Origin of the sequence: Streptomyces sp. NPDC050164, from assembly GCF_044459945.1 — a bacterium.
Lineage (GTDB): Bacteria > Actinomycetota > Actinomycetes > Streptomycetales > Streptomycetaceae > Streptomyces > Streptomyces coeruleorubidus_A.
Map to the genome: position 1 here is coordinate 157,629 of NZ_JBITJK010000002.1, position 19,707 is coordinate 177,335.

Genomic DNA, 19,707 nt, shown 5'->3' on the forward strand with positions numbered 1-19,707 from the left:
CCGCCGGGTTCTCCGGGCCCCTCCTCGTGGGCTACTTGCCGCAGAACTCCGCCTCGACGATCGCGTCGCTGTCGCCCGACCAGTCGCCGTTGAAGTTGAGAGCGAGCGAGTGGCGGCCGTCGGCGGTGGTGAGGGCCCTGGAGTGCGAGCCGTGGAGGTCGCCGCCGTGGCCCCAGACGGTGATGCCGCAGCTCAGCGCGTAGGACCTCAGGCCCAGGCCGTAGGCCTCGTCCGGCTTCGTCGGGACGGTGGTCTTCATCTCCTTCAGCTGCCGCGGCGGGAGCACCTTGCCGCGCAGCAGCGCCGAGAAGAAGCGGTTCAGGTCGGCCGAGTCGGAGATCATCTCGCCCGAGTAGGCGAAGGAGGGGCTGAACTCCGTGACGTCGTAGGCCGGACCGTCCGGGGTCCTCGCCAGCTTGCTGTAGGCGCGGCTGCTGGGCTGGGGGACGGTGGTCCGGGTGCGCGGGACGGACGTGGCCGTCAGCCCCAGCGGTTCGATGACGCGGTCTTCGACCGCCTCCCCGTACGGGCGGCCCGTGATCTTCTCGATCACCATCGCGGCCAGGATGTAGTTGGTGTTGGAGTACTTCCACGAGGTGCCCGGCTCGAAGTCCCGCCGGTTGGTCATGGCCATCGCGACCAGGTCCCGGGGCGTCGTCGTGTCGAAGCGGTGCCGGAAGAAGCCCTCCTTGAGCATGTACGTCCGCTGGAAGGTCTCGTCGGCCAGCAGGTCGAAGACGCCGCTGGTGTGGTTGAGCAACTGGCGGATGGTGATGCGGCTGCCGTCGTGGTCGTTGCCGTGCACCACGCCCGGCAGCCACTTCTCCACGGTGTCGTCGAGCGAGAGCTCGCCCTCGGCCGCCAGTTGCAGGACGACGGTGGCGATGAACGTCTTCGACGCGCTGCCGATGCGGTAGTGATCCCGCGTCGAACGTGGCTCGCCCGTCTTGAGGTTTCCGACGCCGGCCGTGGCCGCCCACACCCCGTGTCCCCGCTGCACTCTCACGGTCACGCCCGGCACGCCCTCGGCGACCGCGGCCCGCACCGCCTGCCGGGTCGCGTCGTGGCCGCCGGTGGGCGGGGCCGCGACCGCGGGGCCCGCCAGGGCCGCCGACAGTGCCACGGCCGTCGCCGCCGTCAGGATCGTGCCTACGCGTCTGTTCATGTCCCCTGCCCCCGTCACGTCGAGTGGTGTCAGGGGGTGGGACCCGAGCCGCCGGGCCGGAGTTGACCGGCCCGGGCGTGGTCGGGCGGGATTCAGCCCTTCTTCAGCACCAGCTCGGTGTTGCGGTCCTCCGGGTCGCCGCCGAGGGTCGTGCTCGCGCCGGGGGCGTTGAGGGACAGCTCGCGGTAGAGGGCCGCGAGGCCGGTCTGGGAGAGGTCGGAGAAGTCCGTGCGGTGCGGGGCCGAGGACTCCACCAGCGTGGTGAACAGGGAGACCGTGCCGTCCTTGTTGTCGGTCAGCTCGATGATCCGGGCGAGCTGGGGGTAGTCGACGTGGGAGGCCGTGGAGATCTCCCAGAAGGAGCCGCCGCCGGACATCGAGTGCGGGGTGATGACGTTCTTGTGGATGTGGCCGTTCACCCAGGCGAGCACGTTGCGGTGGCCGCCGAGGAGGGCGAGGACCTCCTGGCCGTTGTGCCGGCGCTCGTTGGGGCGGGCCGGGTCGATGCGGGTGTTCGTCATCGTCTTGCTGGTGTGATGGCTGAAGATCACCGCGTAGGAGTCCTTGTTCTCCCGCAGTGTCCGGTCGAGCCACTTCAGCTGGGCCGTGCCGAGCGAGCCCTCGTAGTGGCCGCCGGCGTCGGTGGTGTCCAGGCTGATGCCGATGACGTCGTCGGAGACGCGGAAGGCGTAGTACTGGGTGCCCGTGTCGAGGTTGGCGGAGGAGTAGCCGTGGCCGGCCGGGCCGATGCCGCGGTAGGCCGGGTCCAGGTGCGCCTGGATGTACTCGGTGGGGGTGAAGGGGGCGCGGCTCTCGTCGGGGGTGACCGAGCGCGTGGCCCGGGCGTGGGTCTTGAGGAAGTCGTGGTAGTGGACGCCCTCGGGGTCCCGGGCCTTCTTGATGAGGGTCAGCAGCCGCTGCGCCTCGGCGGCGGACACGTTCATCAGCTTCTTGCCGCCGACGGCGAGTTCGGTGAGGTAGGAGTCGCCGTGCGAGGCGTAGCAGCCCATCGGCATGGAGTCGTGGTTGCCGACCGTGGAGTACCAGGGCAGGTTGAGGCCGGGGCTTCGCACCTCGCGGATCGCGGCCTTGAGGAAGCCGTCGAGGTGCGGGAAGCCGGCCTGCTTGTCGGTGTCGCGGACCGGGGCTTCCGGCTGCCAGTAGAGCTTGAGGCTGCTGTTCTGGACGCCCTCGTAGCGGCGCGGGTCACCGGTGTTGGGCGTGATGCGCCCGCCGCTCATGATCTTCAGGAACCACTCCAGCTCGGACTTGGCGTTGTTGTCCGTGTTGTCGCCGGTGGTCATGGCGAAGTGCAGCGGGGTGCCGGTGACGGGGGCGCCGCGCAGCGCGTTGATCCGCTCCACCAGCGCGATCGCGCCCTGCACGGTCAGCGCCTCGTGCGGCCGCCAGGCGTGCACGTCGGCCGAGCGCAGGTACTCCAGGCGCAGCGGGTGCTGGGCGTCGATGATGTGCAGGTCGGTGAGCTGGACGAACGCCGCGAGCGCGGTCCGGCGCCCGGCGCGGCCGGACTTGGGCGCGGCCAGGTCGGAGCGCACGACCCGCCGCCAGCCGGGTCCGTCGCCCAGACGCCGGTAGCCGGAGCCGCGCGGGGTGGCCACGGACGCCACGGTCGTGCCCTTGGTGTACGGGGCCAGCGGCGCTGCCGGCGCCTGGCGCGAGGAGGCGGCGACGGCCTCGGTGGTCTCCTTGGCGGTGGCGGCCTGGCTGTCGCTGGGCCGCAGGGCGTAACCGACGCCGGCGGACAGGGCGACCGCTCCGGTGGCGGCGAGGACGGAACGACGGTGGATGCCCTGGCCGGAGCCGGCGACTGAGCGTGTGCGCGACATGCGCTTCTCTCCCCGAGTGCGAACGCGTCGGCAGTGGTCGCGGGATGTCCAACACGCGAACATCCCGCTCGTACTGGATCGTTGGCACTGGGAATGACCTGCGCGTAAACGGTGTGGCAACGCGCAGCGCCGATCACCGTACGTGGATCTTGGACTACCCTGCGCGTCGCCGGTCGCACCTGGAACGGCCGGGAGTCGGTCACGCGGTGTTCATCTTCCGGGGTAGTGCACCTATTCCACCTCCTCCATGAGGCCGGCGAGCCGTCCGGTGGCCGGCCGCTCCCGCCACAGGCGCAGTGCTATGTCGACCATCCCGACCCGGACCAGTCCGGGCACCGCGTCCAGGTCCTGCCAGGCCGCCAGGTCGGTGGAGCCGCCCACCTCGTTGCGCAGTTCGCCGCCGATGATGCGGCCCTCGTAGACGAAGCGGACCGCGTGATGGTCGACGGCGCGTCCGAGGCCTTCGCGGAGGGTGTGGCGGGAGGAGTTCACGCCGAGCAGTCCGGTGACCTCGATGTGGTACCCGGTCTCCTCCTCGACCTCCCGCCGCACGGTGTCGTAGGGGTCCTCGCCGTGCTCCATGCCGCCGCCGGGCATGACCCACTCGGGGGTGCCGTCGGGAGCCGGGGAGCGGGCGAGCAGGATCTGTCCGTCACGGACGCATACGGCGTAGGCCGCCACCCTCAACTTCTGTCGCACTCCGGGACGTTAACCGATTTCGCCGCCTTCGGGACTCATGCCCGCAAAACGCATCGCGGGTTTTCCCCATACATCCATTTCGATTCGGTCAACCCTCCCCAAAGAACCTCCCCTTACGTAAAGCTGTGCGATCGTCCGGGCCTGCGTTCCGGACGGTCGCGACCAGGGCCGATCGGTCCCGGTCGCTCCCGCTCGTTCCTTTACCTACAAGGGATGCCGATGACCAACACCCCCCAGCGCGACCCGATATCGGCCCGCAGACGCGTGGCGCGCATCGCCGTGGCCGCCGGTCTCGTCGCCGCGCTCTCCGCGGCCGGGCCGGTCCCCCTGGCCTTCGCCGCCGACGAGCCGGGCGCGTCCGCCCCGGCCGACGCCGACGTCAAGTCCGCGCACGACAAGCTCGGTTCGGGCGACGCGGACCTGCTCGCGGAGGCCAAGGCCGACGGCGACAAGACCGTCACCATGATGATCGCCACCGCGCCCGGGCAGACCGAGCAGGTCGCCGGTCAGCTGGACGCGGTCAAGGGCGGCTCGGTGGGCCGGGCCGACGACAAGCTGGGCTACGTCCGCGCCACCGTCCCGACGTCCCGGGCGGACTCGGCCATCGCCGCCGCCGCCAAGCTCTCCTCCGTGCACGGCATCGACCTGCGCGAGGAGATCCCGCTGGACGACCCGACGCCGGCTGCGGACGCCGTCAAGGGCGCCGAGGCCGCCGCGGGGACGTACCCGGCGCCGGGGAGGATGACCCCCGCGGAGAACCCGTACAACCCGTCCTTCGAGACGGGCGCGGTCGACTTCGTCGAGGACCACCCGAAGGCGGACGGCCGCGGCATCACCATCGGCATCCTGGACTCCGGCGTCGACCTGGGCCACCCGGCGCTCCAGAAGACCACGACCGGCGAGCGGAAGATCGTCGACTGGGTGACGGCGACGGACCCGGTCGTCGACAGCGACAACACCTGGCGCCGGATGGACACCTCCGTCTCGGGCCCCACGTTCACGCACGACGGCAGGACCTGGACGGCGCCTTCGGGCTCGTACCGGGTGAACACCTTCAAGGAGTCGTACACCACCGGCGGTGACGCCGCGGGTGACGCCAACCGCGACGGCGACACCACGGACTCCTGGGGCGTGCTGTACGACCCGGCCGCCGGCACGGTCCGGGTCGACCTGAACAACAACAACGACTTCGGTGACGACACCGCGATGAAGCCGTACAAGGACGGCTTCCAGATCGGGTACTTCGGCACCGACGACCCGAAGACCGACATCGCCGAGCGGCAGCCGTTCGTCGTCGAGATCCGCAAGGACGTCGTCCACAACGGCACCGGCGCGAAGGCCGACTTCGTCAACATCGGCGTCATCGAGTCCGAGCACGGCACGCACGTCGCCGGCATCACCGCCGCGAACGGCCTGTTCGGCGGCAAGATGGACGGCGCGGCTCCGGGCGCCAAGCTCGTCTCCTCGCGCGCCTGCACCTGGTCCGGCGGCTGCACCAACGTGGCGCTGACCGAGGGCATGATCGACCTCGTCACCAAGCGCGGCGTCGACATCGTCAACATGTCCATCGGCGGCCTGCCGGCGCTGAACGACGGCAACAACGCGCGCGCCGAGCTGTACACGCGCCTGATCGACACCTACGGCGTCCAGCTGGTGATCTCCGCGGGCAACTCCGGCCCCGGCACCAACACCATCGGCGACCCGGCCCTGGCCGACAAGGTCATCTCGGTCGGCGCGTCCGTCTCCAAGGAGACCTGGGCCGCCAACTACGGCTCGGTCGTGGAGAAGAAGTACGCGCTGATGCCGTTCTCCTCGCGCGGCCCGCGTGAGGACGGCGGCTTCACCCCGACCCTGGTCGCCCCGGGTGCCGCGATCAACACCATCCAGACCTGGATGCCGGGTGCTCCGGTCGCCGAGGCGGGCTACTCCCTGCCGGCCGGCTACGGCATGCTCCAGGGCACCTCGATGGCCTCCCCGCAGGCCGCCGGCGCCGCCGCGCTGCTGCTGTCGGCCGCGAAGCAGAAGAAGATCGACCTCACGCCGGCGACCCTGCGCACGGCCCTCACCTCGACCGCCGACCACATCAAGGGTGTGCAGGCGTACGAGGAGGGCGCGGGCCTGATGAACATCGAGGACGCCTGGGACTCGATCCGCGACGGCGCCACCTCGCACGCCTACACGGTCAAGGCGCCGGTCGACACCGCGATGGACGACAAGCTCAAGACGCCCGGCTACGGCACGGGTCTGTACGACCGTGAGGGCGGCCTGAAGGCCGGCCAGAAGAAGACGTACGAGATCACCGTCACCCGTACGTCCGGCGCCGACAAGGCGATCCGGCACGAGCTGCACTTCGAGAACAACGCGGGCGGCACGTTCCGGATCGTCGGCTCCGACGAGGTGAAGCTGCCGCTGAACAAGCCGGTCACCGTCAAGGTCCAGGCCGCGCCGAAGTCCGCGGGCATCAAGAGCGCGATCCTGGAGGTCGACGACCCGAAGACCGAGGGCATCGACAAGCAGGTCCTGAACACGGTCGTGGTCGCGGCGCCGCTGAAGTCCACGTTCTCCGCGTCCGGTTCGGTGCAGCGCAACAGCTCGCGGCACTACTACGTCACCGTGCCCGAGGGCGCGAAGACGCTCGAGGTCGCGATGAGCGGGCTGCAGGACAAGAGCCAGACCCGGTTCATCTCCATCCACCCGTTCGGCGTCCCGGCCGACCCGACGTCGACGGTCAACTGCTACCCGAACTACTCGAACCCGGCCAACACCTGCCGCCCGGACCTGCGTTCCTACGCGGACCCGAAGCCCGGCGTGTGGGAGATCGAGGTCGAGTCGCGCCGTACGTCGCCGCTGCTCGACAACCCGTACAAGCTGGACGTCGCCGTGCTCGGCGCGGCCTTCGAGCCGGAGACCGTGACCGTGCCCGAGGCGAAGGTCGGCACACCGGCCGCCGCCTCCTGGAAGGTGACGAACGGCTTCGCCGCGATCGACGGCAAACTGGTGGGCGGTTCGCTCGGCTCGTCGAAGACGATCCGTCCGTCGATCAAGCAGAACGAGATGCAGACCACCACGGTCGAGGTGCCCGCAGGCGCGAAGTCGCTGGACGTCGCCATCGGCCGCGTCTCGGACGCCGCCGCCGACCTGGACCTCCTGGTCTACGACGCCGCCGGCAAGCTGGCGGGCAGCTCCACGGACGGCGACTCGGAGGAGTCGGTCTCCGTGCCCTCCCCGGCGGCCGGCAAGTACACCGTCCAGGTCGTCGGCTACTCGGTGCCGGCCGGCACGACCGAGTACGACTACCGGGACGTGTTCTTCGCTCCCTCCCTCGGCAGCATCACCGTCGAAGGGACGGCGCCGGTGAAGCTCGGCACGGGCGACTCGGCGACGTTCTCGGGCAGCGTCACCGCCGCGGCGGCAGCGCCCGAGGGGCGTGAGTTCTTCGGCCAGGTCCAGCTGGTCAACGCGCGCGGGACGGCCGCGGGCGTGGGCAGCGTGAAGATCGAGAAGGTCCTGCCGTAGCGGTTCGACGACATCAGGAGGGCGGGCGTCCGGACGGACGCCCGCCCTCGGCGTTTGTGCTCACTCGCAGGGAAGGGTTCCCGACGCGGGCAGGGCGGCGGTGATCCAGGCCCGTTCGGAGGCGATCTCCTTCTCCCCGACGCTCCACAGGTCCGGCTGGGCCTGCCCGCGCGTGATCCCGACGAGCACGCGGTCGCCCGGCCGCGCCCGGGGTCCGACGCCCTCCTCCCTGGGGAAGACGATCCGGTCCTGGCCCTTGGCGGGCTTGTAGTAGCGGTCCACGTCGAGGGTGACGCGGTCCTGGCCGGTGCCGGGGACCGGTTCGACCTCGGCGACGGTGCCCTCGGCCACGAGCCGGGCGCAGGCGAGGTACCCGGCGTGGCCGAGCCCGGATTCCTGGTCGCCGTGCCGCCGACCGGCCGCGCTGTCGGCGGCCGAGCTGCCCGCTGTGTCCTCCCCCGACCCGTAACCGCTCTGCACGACGAGCCAGCCCATACCCACCACAGCGCCGGCGGCCACGGCCGCGGCGAGCCCCCGCAGTGCCACGACCAGGGGCCGAGGACGGCTACGCCGCCCAGCCAGGGAGACCACACCGGCCCCGGCTCCCCCTTCCTGCCCGGACCGCGACGCTGCCTCCTGGGACTCCACCGCCGGCTCGATACCGGCTGCCCCTGCCTCCGCCCCGGGGTCGTGCGCCAGCGTCTCCCCGATCAGCAGCAGCTGTTGCCGCAGCAGTGTCACGTCCGCGGCGGCCGCTCGGTGGGCTGCCATGAAGGACCCGTCCCGCCTGGCCCCCTCCGGCAGCGGTTCGTCGATGAGCGCTGCCATCAGCGCGTCCAGGCCGTCGTAGTCGGCGTCGCGCCGGTCGTCGTCGTTCCGGGCGGGCATGTCACACCACCTCGTCCTCGTGCAGGCGGGCGCGCAGGGCCCGTACCGCCGTGTGCAGCCTGCTCTTGACCGTGCCCTCCGGGACGCCGAGCTGCTCGGCGATGGACCGGACCGGCAGGTCGGCGTAGAAGCGCAGCACGACGACCTGCCGCTGGGCGTCGGGCAGTGCGTCCAGGCCCTGGGCGACGGCGACGGACAGCACGCTGGTGTCCTCGCCGGAGGGGTGCTCCAGCTGTCGCAGGGCGGCCAGCCGCTCCCCGAGGCGCTCCTGGCGGCGCTTGGCCCGGTGCCAGTCCATGGCGAGGTTGGAGGCGACGACCGCCGCCCACGCCGATACGTCCCGCGGTGCCTCCCGGCCGCTCGCGGCCCGCTCCAGCAGCCGCAGGCGGACCTGCTGTACCCCGTCCGGCAGGTCCGCCTGCGGCACTCCGCCCAGTGCGAGCACCGCCCGCACCCGGCGCTCCTGTGCCGCGTCCAGCGGATCGTCGCCGGTACCGGCGTGCGCCTCCCGGCCGCGCCGGGCCCTTCCGCGCAGCAGCACAAGCCACCCCCCTCACCGTGTTTCTCCTACGACGCCGGCACCGCCCGGAACGTTCGGTCCTTTTTCCAGCGGGGCGACAGAGGCGTACGTCACACTCCCGTGTGGCCGAGAGCAACAGGGGCAGGCGACCTTGCGGCGTATGCCCCCCGGCGAACGAATTTCTCCAGCTCAGCGGGGGCGGGCGCCGGATGTCCGCAACCATGGAACGGGACCCGTCGTCCCACTCCCCGGGCAGACCGGGGAAAGAAGTGGACAGGCGGGCCGTGGTCGGCCGCATGATGGAAAAGCCTCGGCCAAGCAACGAGCACGTGAAGAGACGCAGGAGAGGGAGTCACCGTGAGGGTCGGAATCGTCGGAGCCACCGGACAGGTGGGCACGGTCATGCGCAGGATCCTCAAGGAACGGAACTTCCCGATCACGGAGCTGCGTCTGTTCGCCTCGGCCCGCTCGGCGGGCTCTCAGCTGGACGGCGTGACGGTGGAGGACGCGGCGACCGCCGACTACACCGGCCTGGACATCGTGCTGTTCTCCGCGGGCGGTGCCACGTCCAAGGCGCTGGCCGAGAAGGTCGCCTCCCAGGGCGCCGTGGTGATCGACAACTCCTCCGCGTGGCGCAAGCACCCGGAGGTCCCGCTGGTCGTCTCCGAGGTGAACCCGCACGCGATCGCGAACCGCCCCAAGGGGATCATCGCCAACCCGAACTGCACGACGATGGCCGCGATGCCGGTGCTCCGTCCGCTGCACGCGGAGGCGGGTCTGGAAGCCCTGGTCGTCGCCACGTACCAGGCGGTCTCCGGCTCCGGCCTCGCGGGCGTCGCCGAGCTGCACGGCCAGACGCAGAAGGTCGTCGCCGAAGCGGACCAGCTCACGCACGACGGCGAAGCGGTCGACTTCCCCGAGCCGGGCGTCTACAAGCGCCCCATCGCCTTCAACGTGCTGCCGCTGGCGGGTTCGATCGTCGACGACGGTCTGAACGAGACCGACGAGGAGCAGAAGCTCCGCAACGAGTCCCGCAAGATCCTGGAGATCCCCGGGCTGAAGGTCTCCGGCACCTGCGTGCGCGTCCCGGTCTTCTCCGGCCACTCCCTCCAGGTCAACGCCCGTTTCGCCCGCCCGATCTCCCCGGAGCGTGCGACGGAGCTGCTGAAGGACGCCCCGGGCGTCGAGCTCTCCGACATCCCCACCCCGCTCCAGGCCGCCGGCAAGGACCCGTCCTACGTCGGCCGCATCCGCCGCGACGAGACGGTGGACAACGGCCTGGCCCTGTTCGTCTCCAACGACAACCTCCGCAAGGGCGCCGCGCTGAACGCGGTCCAGATCGCGGAACTGGTGGCGGCCGAGCTGAAGGGCTAGGGGGCGTCAAAGTCCCTGCGCACCTCGTAGAGGAAACACCCGTACTCGACGGCCCGGACGTGGACGAGCGCCACGGCCGGGTCGTCGAACGCTTCTGTGAGGGCCTGCTCGAAGGCGTCCGACTCCTCGACCAGCCGACCGCCCACGATGCGGCCCTCGGCGGAGTAGCGGCGGACCGTGCGGTGGGCGTTGGTGAAGGGGAGGCCGGCGTCGGTGTCCGGGCCCGCGCACTCCTCGGCGTGGATGAAGACCGGGCCCTGTTCGTCGTAGGCGCCGGGATCGACGCCCCTGTCGGCCGCCCAGCGGCGCAGTGGGGCGTAGGAGACCAGGGCGATCCGTTCGCCCGGCTCGCTGTGGCGCAGGCAGCAGCGGAGCGGGGAGCCGCCCTCGGGGTCGGTGAAGGGGGCCGGTGCGCAGCCCGCGTCGTCGGCCGTGCGCAGGTTCTTCAGGGTGTGCGGGTCGATGGGGCGCGGCGGGTACGTCGTCGTCATGTTCATCAGGTTTGCTCGCCGGGGCCCTGCGGACCGGCGGGATCCGGACGTCGTGTTGCCCCTGCCCCCGGCCGCCCGGCCCGTACGGCCACCGGCAGGGCCAGGAGCGCCAGGCCGCCGCCCACGCAGAGCACGGCCGTCGGGCCCAGTGCGTCGGCCGCGCGGCCCCCGGTGAACGCGCCCAGCGCGATGCCCGTGTTGAAGACACCCGCGAAGAGCGCCGACCCCGCCTCGCGGGCCCTCGGCGCGGCGGCCGACAGCCAGCTCTGGGTGGCCACCGAGACGCCCCCGTAGACCAGGCCCCAGACGACGAGCAGCAGCGTCGAGGCGGCCAGTGAGCCCGCCGCCGGGATCAGCAGCGGGACGACCGTGCCCAGCCCGGCCGCGATGACCAGCAGGGCCCGGCGTGGGTCGCGGGCCGCCAGCCATCCGCCCGCGAAGGTGCCGGCGACTCCGGCCACGCCGTAGTAGAGGAGCAGGGCGCTGATCGTTCCCGCGCCCAGGCCGGGGACGCGTTCCAGGACCGGGCGGACGTAGGTGTACGCCGCGAAGTGGCCGGTGACCAGCAGCGCTGTCGCCAGCAGGCCGCGGGACACCCCCGGCGTGCGCAGCAGGGCCGGGAACGTGCCGAGCCTGACGGGGCGTTCGGGCGGCAGCGGCGGCAGGGCGAGGGCCAGTGCTGCGGCCACGGCCGTCGCGAGGACGGCCGTCGCGGCGAACGCCCAGCGCCAGCCCGCGAGTGACCCGAGGAAGGTGCCGGCCGGGACGCCCAGCACCGAGGCCACCGCTATCCCGCTGAAGATCAGCGCGGTCGCCCGGCCCGCCCGGTCCGGCGGCAGCAGTCGTGTCCCCAGCCCGGCCGCGATCGCCCACACCCCGCCGATGCACACCCCGACCAGGGCGCGCGCGAGCAGCAGGACGGCGATGTGCGGGGCCAGGGCGGACAGCACGTTGGCGGCCGCGAGCAGGAGCAGCAGCGCGCACAGCACCGTGCGCCGGTCGGCGCGGCGGGCCGCGACCGGCAGCAGCGGTGCGCTCGCCGCGGCGACCAGGCCGGGCAGGGTGACGGCGAGCCCGGCGGTGCCTGCGCAGACGTGCAGGCCGGAGCCGAGCGAGGTGAGCAGGCCGACCGGGAGCATCTCGGTGGTGACGACGGAGAAGGTGGCGAGGGCCAGCGCCAGGACAGCGGGCCAGGGGCGCGCCGGCCCGCCCGTGCCGGTCTCCGCGGCGGTGGTCATGGAGGTCGTGGAGGGCATGCCTCCACCCTTTGGCGCGGCCCGCCCGGGAACAACGGCGAAGCCCTCACCCTTGCATGAGCGTCACTGATCGATCGGAATCGAGGGGGAAACCGCCGTGGCGGGGCTGGAGTTGCGTGAGCTGGAGTGCTTCCTGGTGCTGTCCGAGGAGCTGCACTTCGGCCGGACCGGGGAGCGGCTGTACGTCTCGCAGAGCCGGGTGAGCCAGTTGCTGAGCTCGCTGGAGCGCCGGGTGGGCGGCCGTCTGGTGCACCGCACCAGCCGCCGCGTCGCCCTGACGCCGCTCGGCGAGCGGTTCGTGCAGCGGCTGCGTCCGGCGTACGGCGGGCTGCGGGAGGCCGTGGACGACGCGCGGGCCGCCGCCCGGGGTGTCGAGGGCGCCCTGCGGATCGGTTTTCAGGGGACGGCGGACACCGGGCTGACGGCGGCGGTGCGGGACTTCCGGTCCGCGCACCCGGAGTGCGAGACGGACGTGGTGGAGATTCCGCTCGCCGATCCCTTCGGCGCCGTGCGCGAGGGCGCGGTGGACGCGGCGGTCGTCCTGCTTCCCGTCGAGGAGCCGGACCTGGTGCTGGGCCCGGTCTTCTCCGAGCGGCCCCAGACGGTCGCGGTCGGCCGGGACCACCCTTTCGCGTCCCTCGCGAAGGTGACCGCGGCTCAGGTGGCGGCGGCCCCGCTGGTCACGACCGCTCCCCCGGCCCCCGCCTACTGGCGGGCCGCCCACGCCCCGTCCACCGTGCCCGGCCCGGCGGTGACCACCCTCCAGGAGGGCCTGACCCAGGTCGCCGCGGGCCGCGCGGGCATGCTGCTGTGCCGGCCCACGGCCGTGTACCACCGGCGCGAGGACGTGGTGTTCGTACCGGTGGAGGGCGTTCCCGAGTCGGCTCTCGGCCTCGTGTGGCACCGGGACGGGGAGACGGCGGCGGTACGGGAGTTCGCGCGGACCCTCGCCGGGTGAGGGGTATCCCTAGGAGATCCCCAGGTCGTCGCCTCGTGCGAAGCTGCCGTGGAAAGATGGCGCAACCCACCCATACCGAGGAGATGACCGCGTGCCTGGCACAAACCTGACCCGCGAGGAGGCGCAGCAGCGGGCGAAGCTGCTCGCCGTTGACTCGTACGAGATCGAACTCGACCTCTCCGGCGCGCAGGAGGGCGGCACCTACCGGTCCGTGACCACGGTGCGCTTCGACGTCGCGGAGAACGGGGCGGAGTCGTTCATCGACCTGGTGGCCCCGGCCGTGCACGAGGTGACCCTCAACGGGGACTCCCTCGACCCCGCCGAGGTCTTCGCGGACTCCCGGATCGCCCTGCGCGGCCTGCTGGAGGGCCGCAACATCCTCCGGGTGGTCGCCGACTGCGCGTACACCAACACCGGTGAGGGCCTGCACCGTTTCGTCGACCCGGTCGACGACCAGGCCTATCTCTACACCCAGTTCGAGGTGCCGGACGCCCGCCGGGTGTTCGCGAGCTTCGAGCAGCCGGACCTGAAGGCGACCTTCCAGTTCACCGTGAGGGCGCCGGAGGGCTGGACCGTCATCTCCAACTCGCCCACCCCCGAACCCCAGGACAGCGTCTGGGTCTTCGAGCCGACGCCGCGCATCTCGACGTACATCACGGCGCTCATCGTCGGCCCGTACCACTCGGTGCACAGCGTGTACGAGAAGGACGGCCAGTCCGTCCCGCTCGGTATCTACTGCCGCCCCTCGCTCGCCGAGTACCTCGACTCGGACGCCATCTTCGAGGTGACCCGGCAGGGCTTCGAGTGGTTCCAGGAGAAGTTCGACTACGCGTACCCGTTCAAGAAGTACGACCAGCTGTTCGTGCCGGAGTTCAACGCGGGCGCGATGGAGAACGCGGGCGCGGTGACCATCCGCGACCAGTACGTGTTCCGGTCGAAGGTGACGGACGCGGCGTACGAGGTGCGCGCGGAGACCATCCTGCACGAGCTGGCCCACATGTGGTTCGGCGACCTGGTCACCATGGAGTGGTGGAACGACCTGTGGCTGAACGAGTCGTTCGCCACGTACACCTCCATCGCCTGCCAGGCGCACGCGCCCGGGAGCCGGTGGCCGCACGCGTGGACCACCTTCGCCAACTCCATGAAGACCTGGGCCTACCGGCAGGACCAGCTGCCGTCCACGCACCCGATCATGGCCGAGATCCGGGACCTGGACGACGTCCTGGTCAACTTCGACGGCATCACGTACGCCAAGGGCGCCAGCGTCCTGAAGCAGCTCGTCGCCTATGTCGGCATGGACGAGTTCTTCCGGGGCGTGCAGGCCTACTTCAAGCGCCACGCCTACGGCAACACGCGCCTGTCGGACCTGCTGGGCGCCCTGGAGGAGACCTCCGGCCGCGATCTGAAGACGTGGTCGGAGAAGTGGCTCCAGGCGGCCGGGATCAACATCCTGCGCCCGGAGATCGAGACGGACGCGAACGGTGTCGTCACCTCCTTCGCCATCCGCCAGGAGGCCCCGGCGCTGCCCGCAGGCGCGAAGGGCGAGCCGATGCTGCGCCCGCACCGGATCGCCGTCGGCCTGTACGAACTCGACGACGACAGCGGCAAGCTGGTCCGGGACGAGCGGATCGAGCTGGACGTGGACGGCGAGCTGACGCCCGTACCGCAGCTGGTGGGCAAGCGCCGCCCGGCCGTGGTCCTGCTCAACGACGACGACCTGTCCTACGCGAAGGTCCGCCTGGACGAGAAGTCCCTGGCCTTCGTCACGGAACACCTCGGCGACTTCGAGTCCTCCCTGCCCCGCGCCCTGTGCTGGGCGTCGGCCTGGGACATGACCCGCGACGCCGAGCTGGCGGCCCGCGACTACCTCTCGCTGGTGCTGTCCGGCATCGGCAAGGAGTCCGACATCGGCCTCGTGCAGTCGCTGCAGCGCCAGGTGAAGCTGGCGGTCGACCTGTACGCCGACCCGGCCGCCCGCGAGGCGCTGCTGGCCCGCTGGACCGACGCGACGCTGGCCCATCTGCGGGCGGCGGCGCCGGGCAGCGACCACCAGCTGGCGTGGGCGCGCGCGTTCGCCGCGACGGCGCGCACGCCCGAGCAGCTTGACCTGCTGGACGCCCTGCTGGAGGGTTCGCAGACGATCGAGGGCCTGGTCGTCGACACGGAGCTGCGCTGGGCGTTCGTGGAGCGGCTCGCGGCGGTCGGCCGGTTCGACGAGACGGAGATCGCGGGCGAGTACGACCGTGACCGTACGGCCGCCGGTGAGCGGCACGCCGCCACGGCCCGCGCGGCCCGGCCGACCCCGGAGGCCAAGGCGGAGGCGTGGGCGTCGGTCGTCGACTCCGACAAGCTGCCGAACGCCGTGCAGGAGGCGGTCATCGCCGGCTTCGTCCAGACCGACCAGCGCGACCTGCTCGCCCCTTACGCGGACCGCTACTTCGAGGTGGTCAAGGACATCTGGGAGTCCCGCTCCCACGAGATGGCCCAGCAGATCGCCGTCGGCCTCTACCCGACGGTCCAGGTCTCCCAGGAGACCCTGGACAAGACGGACGCCTGGCTGACCTCCGCCGAGCCGAACGCGGCCCTGCGGCGGCTGGTCTCGGAGTCCCGAGCCGGCGTGGAGCGAGCGCTGCGGGCCCAGCGGGCGGACGCGGCGGCGCAGTAGTCGACCGTACGGCGACGAGGGGCGCCCGGCGCAGTGCCGGGCGCCCCTCGGTTCTTGTCAACCGACCTTGACGAGCGTGACCTTCGAATCCTTTGGGGCAGGCTTTTCAGAGGAACTGAACGTTCGCGTACCGGCAGGCCCCTTGCCCCGCGGTCCGATCTGCCCCGCCACCGTCGCCCCGAACGCCAGCGCCATGCCCGCCAGCTGCACCGGCGTCAGCGCCTGGCCGAGCGCCGCCCAGCCGACGACGGCCGCGGTCAGCGGGGAGAGCGGGCCGAGGAAGGTGACCTGGGTGGCGGTGAGGCGGCCGATGCCGCGGAACCACAGCCAGTACGCGACCGCCGTGTTCGCCAGGGCGAGGTAGAGGTAGCCGCCGACCGCCCGGCCGTCCAGCGCGGGCGGCGCGCCCTCGACGAGGACGGCCAGGGGCGCGATGAGCAGGCCGCCCGCGGTCAGCTGCCAGCCGGTGAGGGCCAGCGGGCCGACGCCCTCGGGGCGCCCCCACCGCTTGGTGAGCACGGTGCCGGTGGACATGGAAGCGGTGGAGGCGAGGGCCGCCAGCACGCCCAGCGCGTCCAGAGCCCCGGCCGCCTGGAGCACGACCAGACTGACACCGAAAGCGGCCGCGATCCCGGTGAGCAGCGTGCGCGGCGACGGCCGCTGCCCCAGCAGCAGGGCCGAGAGGCCGACCACGAACAGCGGGCCGACCGAGCCGACGACCGCCGCCATGCCGCCGGGCAGCCGGTACGCGGAGAGGAACAGCAGCGGGAAGAAGGCGCCGATGTTCAGTGCGCCGAGCACCGCCGACTTCCACCACCAGGCGCCGCGCGGGCTCACCCGGGCGAGGGTCAGCAGGAGCAGGCCGGCGGGCAGGGCGCGCATGAGGCCCGTGAACAGGGGGCGGTCGGGCGGGAGGAACTCGGTGGTGACGGCGTAGGTGGTACCCCAGGAGACGGGGGCGAGGGCGGTGAGGGCGGTGAGCGTGGCACGGTGCGCGGCCAGGGGACGCATGGGTCGCACCCTTCGGAGTAGGTCAGTGGAAAGTAGCTTAGCGCTAAGCAACTTTCCGTCAAGCCACTTTCTTGCGGGTGACCCAGAGCGGTCGGATACTCCTGTCATGAGCGAACGCCCCGAGCAGCGCAAGGACCCCGTCGACGCGATCATCGACCAGTGGGGGACCGTGCGGCCCGACCTCGACACCACCGCCATGGAGGTCTTCGGCCGCATCTACCGGCTCTCACGCGCTATGGGCGACCGGACGGAGAAGGCGTACGCGCAGTTCGGGATCGGCCGCGGGGAGTTCGACGTCCTGGCGACCCTGCGTCGCGCCGGCGAGCCCCACACGCTCTCGCCCCGGCAGCTCTCCGCGACGCTGATGCTGACGACCGGAGGCATGACGGGGCGCCTGGACAAGCTGGAGCGCGCCGGCCTGCTGCGCCGCTCCCCCGATCCGCACGACCGGCGCGGCCTGCACGTCACGCTCACCGACAAGGGCCTGGAGCTGATCGACGAGGCGGTCGGCGCCGGACTCGCGGTCCAGACGGAGGCACTGTCCGGCCTGGACGCCGAGCAGGCCGGTCAACTGGCTGAGCTGCTCAGGGAGTTGCTCCGGACGACGGAGGGCCGGCAGGACTGAGCCGGCCTCCGACGCGTTCGCCGGTGACCTGACGGGCCGGTGCCGGCACCGGCCCGCCGAGGTGCTGCCCCACGGGGCGGCGACTACCCCACGTGGGCGGCGACGGCCGCCTCGATCGCCCGGGTGTCCGCCGCGTCGGCCGCCCACGCCGCGTACCCGTCGGGCCGCACCAACACGGTCGTACGGCGATCGCTCGCCCAGCGCTCGACGGCCAGCAGGTCCTCACGGCCGGGCCCGGCCCTGTACGGCTCCGGGGTGATCAGCACGAACCGGCCGCCCCGCATCGCCTCGTGGAGGCGAGCGTCCCCGGCCAGGGCGACGTCCGGGACGCGGCGGCCGGTGAAGCGGTGGGAGCCGCGGGGGGCGGGGTAGCGGTAGCCGATGCCGGTGACCTGGGCGAGGGCCTTGCGGCGGGCCGGGCCGACGGTGCCGAGGAAGGCGGCGAAGGCGGCGCGCAGGGCGATCGTCCAGGGCCGCCGGGCCATGGCGGCACGCACGATGCCGCCACTGCTGCGCAGCACCGTCCTGCCGATGGGGTGACGTTCGGCCTGGTAGGTGTCGAGGAGCGCGTCGGCCGCGTGCCCCTTGAGGACGGCGGCCAGCTTCCAGCTCAGGTTGGCCGCGTCCTGGAGGCCGGTGTTCATGCCCTGGGCGCCGGCCGGGGTGTGGACGTGCGCGGCGTCCCCGGCGAGGAAGACGCGGCCGACACGGTAGGCGGGCGCCTGCCGCTCGTCGCTGTGGAAGCGGGACATCCAGCGGGGGTCGTGCATGCCGAAGTCACGACCGAGGGCGCGCCGGGTGGTCTCCCTGATCTCGTCGAGTCCGACCGGCGCGTCGTCGGGGCGCTCGCGGCCGCGGTCCCAGCAGACGACGCGGTGGTAGCCGTCGCCGAAGGGGACGAGGAAGGCGAAGGCGTCGCCGACGGCGTCGAAGGTGAGCAGTTCCCCGGGTTCCTCGGTCACCCGTACGTCCGCGAGCATGACGGAGCGGATCACCGAACGGCCGGGGAACGGCAGCCCGATCGCGTTCCGCACCGTGCTGCGCATCCCGTCGGCGCCGACGACGTACGCCGCGCGCAGCGCCTCCGAGCCGCCGCCGGGCCCGCGGAGCTCGACCGTCACTCCCTCCGCGTCCTGCGTCAGCCCGGTCACCTCGGTCTCGTACCGGAACTGCGCCCCGGCCTCCAGCGCCCGCCGCCCCAGGGCCTTCTCCACCTCGTACTGCGGAAGGACGAGGAGGTGGTTGAAGCGGGAGGGCAGCGTGGAGAGGTCGAGGCTGAGGCGGCCGTAGAGGCGGAACCGGCCGAGCCGCCGGCCGACGGCCTCCAGTTCGTCGGCCAGCCCTCGGGCGTCGAACTGCTCCAGCGTGCGGGCGTGCAGGACGAACGCGCGGGAGAGGTTGCTGATCCCGCGCGGGCGCTTCTCGACGACGGTGACGGGGACGCCGGCGGTGGCCAGGTCACCGGCCAGGAGCAGGCCGGTGGGGCCGGAACCGACGACGATCACGGTACGGGTGGTCTCGCTCATCAGGGCCTCCCTGTAGGCCAACACGTGTTGGTCGGCGACCGTTGGTCAACACGCGTTTGCCAACAGACGTTGACCAACGGTCGTTGACCAAAGTAGAACCGCAGACCCACTTCGTCAACGCTTGTGGGCCTACATGTGTTGGCATACGCTCGTTGGCATGCCCGACAGCAAGCGCACCACCCCCTCCAGGCGCTCGGACACCACCCGCGCCGCCATCCTCGACGCCGCCCGCGAGCGTTTCGCCGCCGACGGCTACGAGCGCGCCACCATCCGCACCATCGCGCGGGACGCGGGCATCGACCCGTCCATGGTGATGCGGTACTACGGCAGCAAGGAGGGCCTGTTCGCGGCCGCCGTCGCCGTCGATCTGAAGCTGCCCGACCTGGGCCCGCTGCCCCGGGACGAGGTCGGGTCCGCCCTCGTGACCCACTTCCTCGACATGTGGGAGGAGAACGAGGTGCTCACGGCCCTGCTGCGGGTCGGTGCCACCAACCAGGCCGGGGCCGAGCGCATGCAGGGCATTTTCCGGGACCAGCTGCTTCCGGTCGCCCGCCAGGTGTGCCCCGACCCCGAGCAGATCCCGGTGCGGGCCGTGCTCACCGCCACGCAGCTGCTCGGGATGGCGCTCACCCGGTACGTCCTGCGCCTGCCGCCGGCCGTGGCGCTCAGCCGCCAGGAGATCGTGGCGTGGCTGGCGCCCACGGTCCAGCGCTATCTGACGGCACCGAACCCCTGACAGCCCGCCCACCGGGAGCCCCGCCCACCGCGAAAAGCCGAGGGCACCGCCCCGGTCGTCGCACGGCGGCATGCGCGTGCGTACGACGGGGGACAGCGCCCTCGGAAAAGGTGCGTGACGGACTCGGAGGGAGCCCTGGTCAGGCCTTGGCGTCGACCTTCGCGTCGGCCTTGGTCCTGATGTTGGAGCTGGTCGGGTCCTTCTGCTTGTGCGACTTGTCCCCGACCATCACCAGACCGTGGATGACCAGGTACAGCACGATCGGGGCCACGACGAAGAGGCCCAGCGTCTCGATGACGCTCAGGCCCGGACCGGGGTCGTCACCGTCGTCGCGCATGAGCGCGGAGGCAGGCGACGACATGAGCAGCATCATCAGCGTCGTACCGGCGGCCAGGGCGCCGGCGCGCAGGGCGTTCTTCTTGTCCACGGT

The 19,707-nt window shown here is 72.0% G+C and carries 16 protein-coding genes; 6 read left to right on the forward strand and 10 right to left on the reverse strand.

The window, feature by feature from the left end; translation table 11 throughout:
- Positions 1-31: 31 nt before the first annotated feature.
- From ACIBNA_RS03465 to ACIBNA_RS03475, 3 genes are all read right to left on the reverse strand, one after another.
- A complete protein-coding gene (locus ACIBNA_RS03465; protein WP_399163605.1) occupies positions 32-1,165 on the reverse strand; it encodes a serine hydrolase domain-containing protein in 1,134 nt (377 codons plus the stop codon).
- 92 nt (positions 1,166-1,257) lie between these two features.
- Entirely contained in the window at positions 1,258-3,012 is a 1,755-nt protein-coding gene (locus ACIBNA_RS03470; RefSeq protein ID WP_399163606.1) for a TIGR03767 family metallophosphoesterase, read from the reverse strand.
- Positions 3,013-3,243: 231 nt separating this feature from the next.
- Positions 3,244-3,711 carry an NUDIX hydrolase gene (locus tag ACIBNA_RS03475; RefSeq protein ID WP_399163607.1) on the reverse strand — a complete coding sequence of 156 codons (468 nt, stop codon included), beginning with the start codon at positions 3,709-3,711 and terminating at the stop codon, positions 3,244-3,246.
- A gap of 219 nt (positions 3,712-3,930) precedes the next feature.
- On the opposite strand from ACIBNA_RS03475, the gene ACIBNA_RS03480 reads away from it, so the two are divergent.
- A complete protein-coding gene (locus ACIBNA_RS03480) occupies positions 3,931-7,227 on the forward strand; it encodes a S8 family serine peptidase (protein ID WP_399163608.1) in 3,297 nt (1,098 codons plus the stop codon).
- Positions 7,228-7,287: 60 nt separating this feature from the next.
- Here the strand turns inward: ACIBNA_RS03480 and ACIBNA_RS03485 are convergent, their stop codons facing one another.
- Both ACIBNA_RS03485 and ACIBNA_RS03490 read right to left on the reverse strand, forming a co-directional pair.
- Positions 7,288-8,115 carry a hypothetical protein gene (locus tag ACIBNA_RS03485; RefSeq protein ID WP_399163609.1) on the reverse strand — a complete coding sequence of 276 codons (828 nt, stop codon included), beginning with the start codon at positions 8,113-8,115 and terminating at the stop codon, positions 7,288-7,290.
- Between the two features lies 1 nt (position 8,116).
- A complete protein-coding gene (locus tag ACIBNA_RS03490) occupies positions 8,117-8,653 on the reverse strand; it encodes an RNA polymerase sigma factor (protein ID WP_399163919.1) in 537 nt (178 codons plus the stop codon).
- Between the two features lie 339 nt (positions 8,654-8,992).
- On the opposite strand from ACIBNA_RS03490, the gene ACIBNA_RS03495 reads away from it, so the two are divergent.
- On the forward strand, positions 8,993-10,009 hold the full coding sequence (locus ACIBNA_RS03495) for an aspartate-semialdehyde dehydrogenase (protein ID WP_399163610.1): 1,017 nt from the start codon (positions 8,993-8,995) through the stop codon (positions 10,007-10,009).
- Here ACIBNA_RS03495 and ACIBNA_RS03500 read toward each other — a convergent pair.
- Together ACIBNA_RS03500 and ACIBNA_RS03505 are read right to left on the reverse strand one after the other, a co-directional pair.
- Positions 10,006-10,500 (reverse strand): DUF1203 domain-containing protein, encoded by a 495-nt coding sequence (locus ACIBNA_RS03500; protein ID WP_399163611.1) that lies wholly within the window; start codon positions 10,498-10,500, stop codon positions 10,006-10,008. The two genes, ACIBNA_RS03495 and ACIBNA_RS03500, sit on opposite strands and share 4 nt — an antisense overlap.
- A gap of 5 nt (positions 10,501-10,505) precedes the next feature.
- The gene (locus ACIBNA_RS03505) at positions 10,506-11,756 is read right to left on the reverse strand and encodes an MFS transporter (protein WP_399163612.1); all 1,251 of its coding nucleotides are present in this window, start codon (positions 11,754-11,756) and stop codon (positions 10,506-10,508) included.
- A 97-nt stretch (positions 11,757-11,853) separates the two neighbouring features.
- Between ACIBNA_RS03505 and ACIBNA_RS03510 the strand changes: the two genes are divergently transcribed.
- A complete protein-coding gene (locus ACIBNA_RS03510; protein ID WP_399163613.1) occupies positions 11,854-12,714 on the forward strand; it encodes a LysR family transcriptional regulator in 861 nt (286 codons plus the stop codon).
- 91 nt (positions 12,715-12,805) lie between these two features.
- Positions 12,806-15,379 (forward strand): aminopeptidase N, encoded by a 2,574-nt coding sequence (gene pepN, locus ACIBNA_RS03515; RefSeq protein ID WP_399163614.1) that lies wholly within the window; start codon positions 12,806-12,808, stop codon positions 15,377-15,379.
- A gap of 57 nt (positions 15,380-15,436) precedes the next feature.
- Here pepN and ACIBNA_RS03520 read toward each other — a convergent pair whose 3' ends face one another.
- Positions 15,437-16,390 carry an EamA family transporter gene (locus tag ACIBNA_RS03520; RefSeq protein WP_399163615.1) on the reverse strand — a complete coding sequence of 318 codons (954 nt, stop codon included), beginning with the start codon at positions 16,388-16,390 and terminating at the stop codon, positions 15,437-15,439.
- A gap of 106 nt (positions 16,391-16,496) precedes the next feature.
- Here ACIBNA_RS03520 and ACIBNA_RS03525 point away from each other — a divergent pair, with 106 nt between their 5' ends.
- Positions 16,497-17,015 (forward strand): MarR family winged helix-turn-helix transcriptional regulator, encoded by a 519-nt coding sequence (locus ACIBNA_RS03525; RefSeq protein WP_399163616.1) that lies wholly within the window; start codon positions 16,497-16,499, stop codon positions 17,013-17,015.
- An 83-nt stretch (positions 17,016-17,098) separates the two neighbouring features.
- On the opposite strand, the gene ACIBNA_RS03530 is transcribed toward ACIBNA_RS03525, so the two are convergent.
- Positions 17,099-18,541, reverse strand: a complete 1,443-nt coding sequence (locus ACIBNA_RS03530; RefSeq protein ID WP_399163617.1) for an FAD-dependent monooxygenase — start codon at positions 18,539-18,541, stop codon at positions 17,099-17,101.
- A gap of 157 nt (positions 18,542-18,698) precedes the next feature.
- On the opposite strand from ACIBNA_RS03530, the gene ACIBNA_RS03535 reads away from it, so the two are divergent.
- The gene (locus ACIBNA_RS03535) at positions 18,699-19,277 is read left to right on the forward strand and encodes a TetR family transcriptional regulator (protein WP_399163618.1); all 579 of its coding nucleotides are present in this window, start codon (positions 18,699-18,701) and stop codon (positions 19,275-19,277) included.
- A gap of 139 nt (positions 19,278-19,416) precedes the next feature.
- Here the strand turns inward: ACIBNA_RS03535 and ACIBNA_RS03540 are convergent, their stop codons facing one another.
- The gene (locus tag ACIBNA_RS03540) at positions 19,417-19,704 is read right to left on the reverse strand and encodes a hypothetical protein (RefSeq protein ID WP_399163619.1); all 288 of its coding nucleotides are present in this window, start codon (positions 19,702-19,704) and stop codon (positions 19,417-19,419) included.
- Positions 19,705-19,707 lie beyond the last annotated feature (3 nt).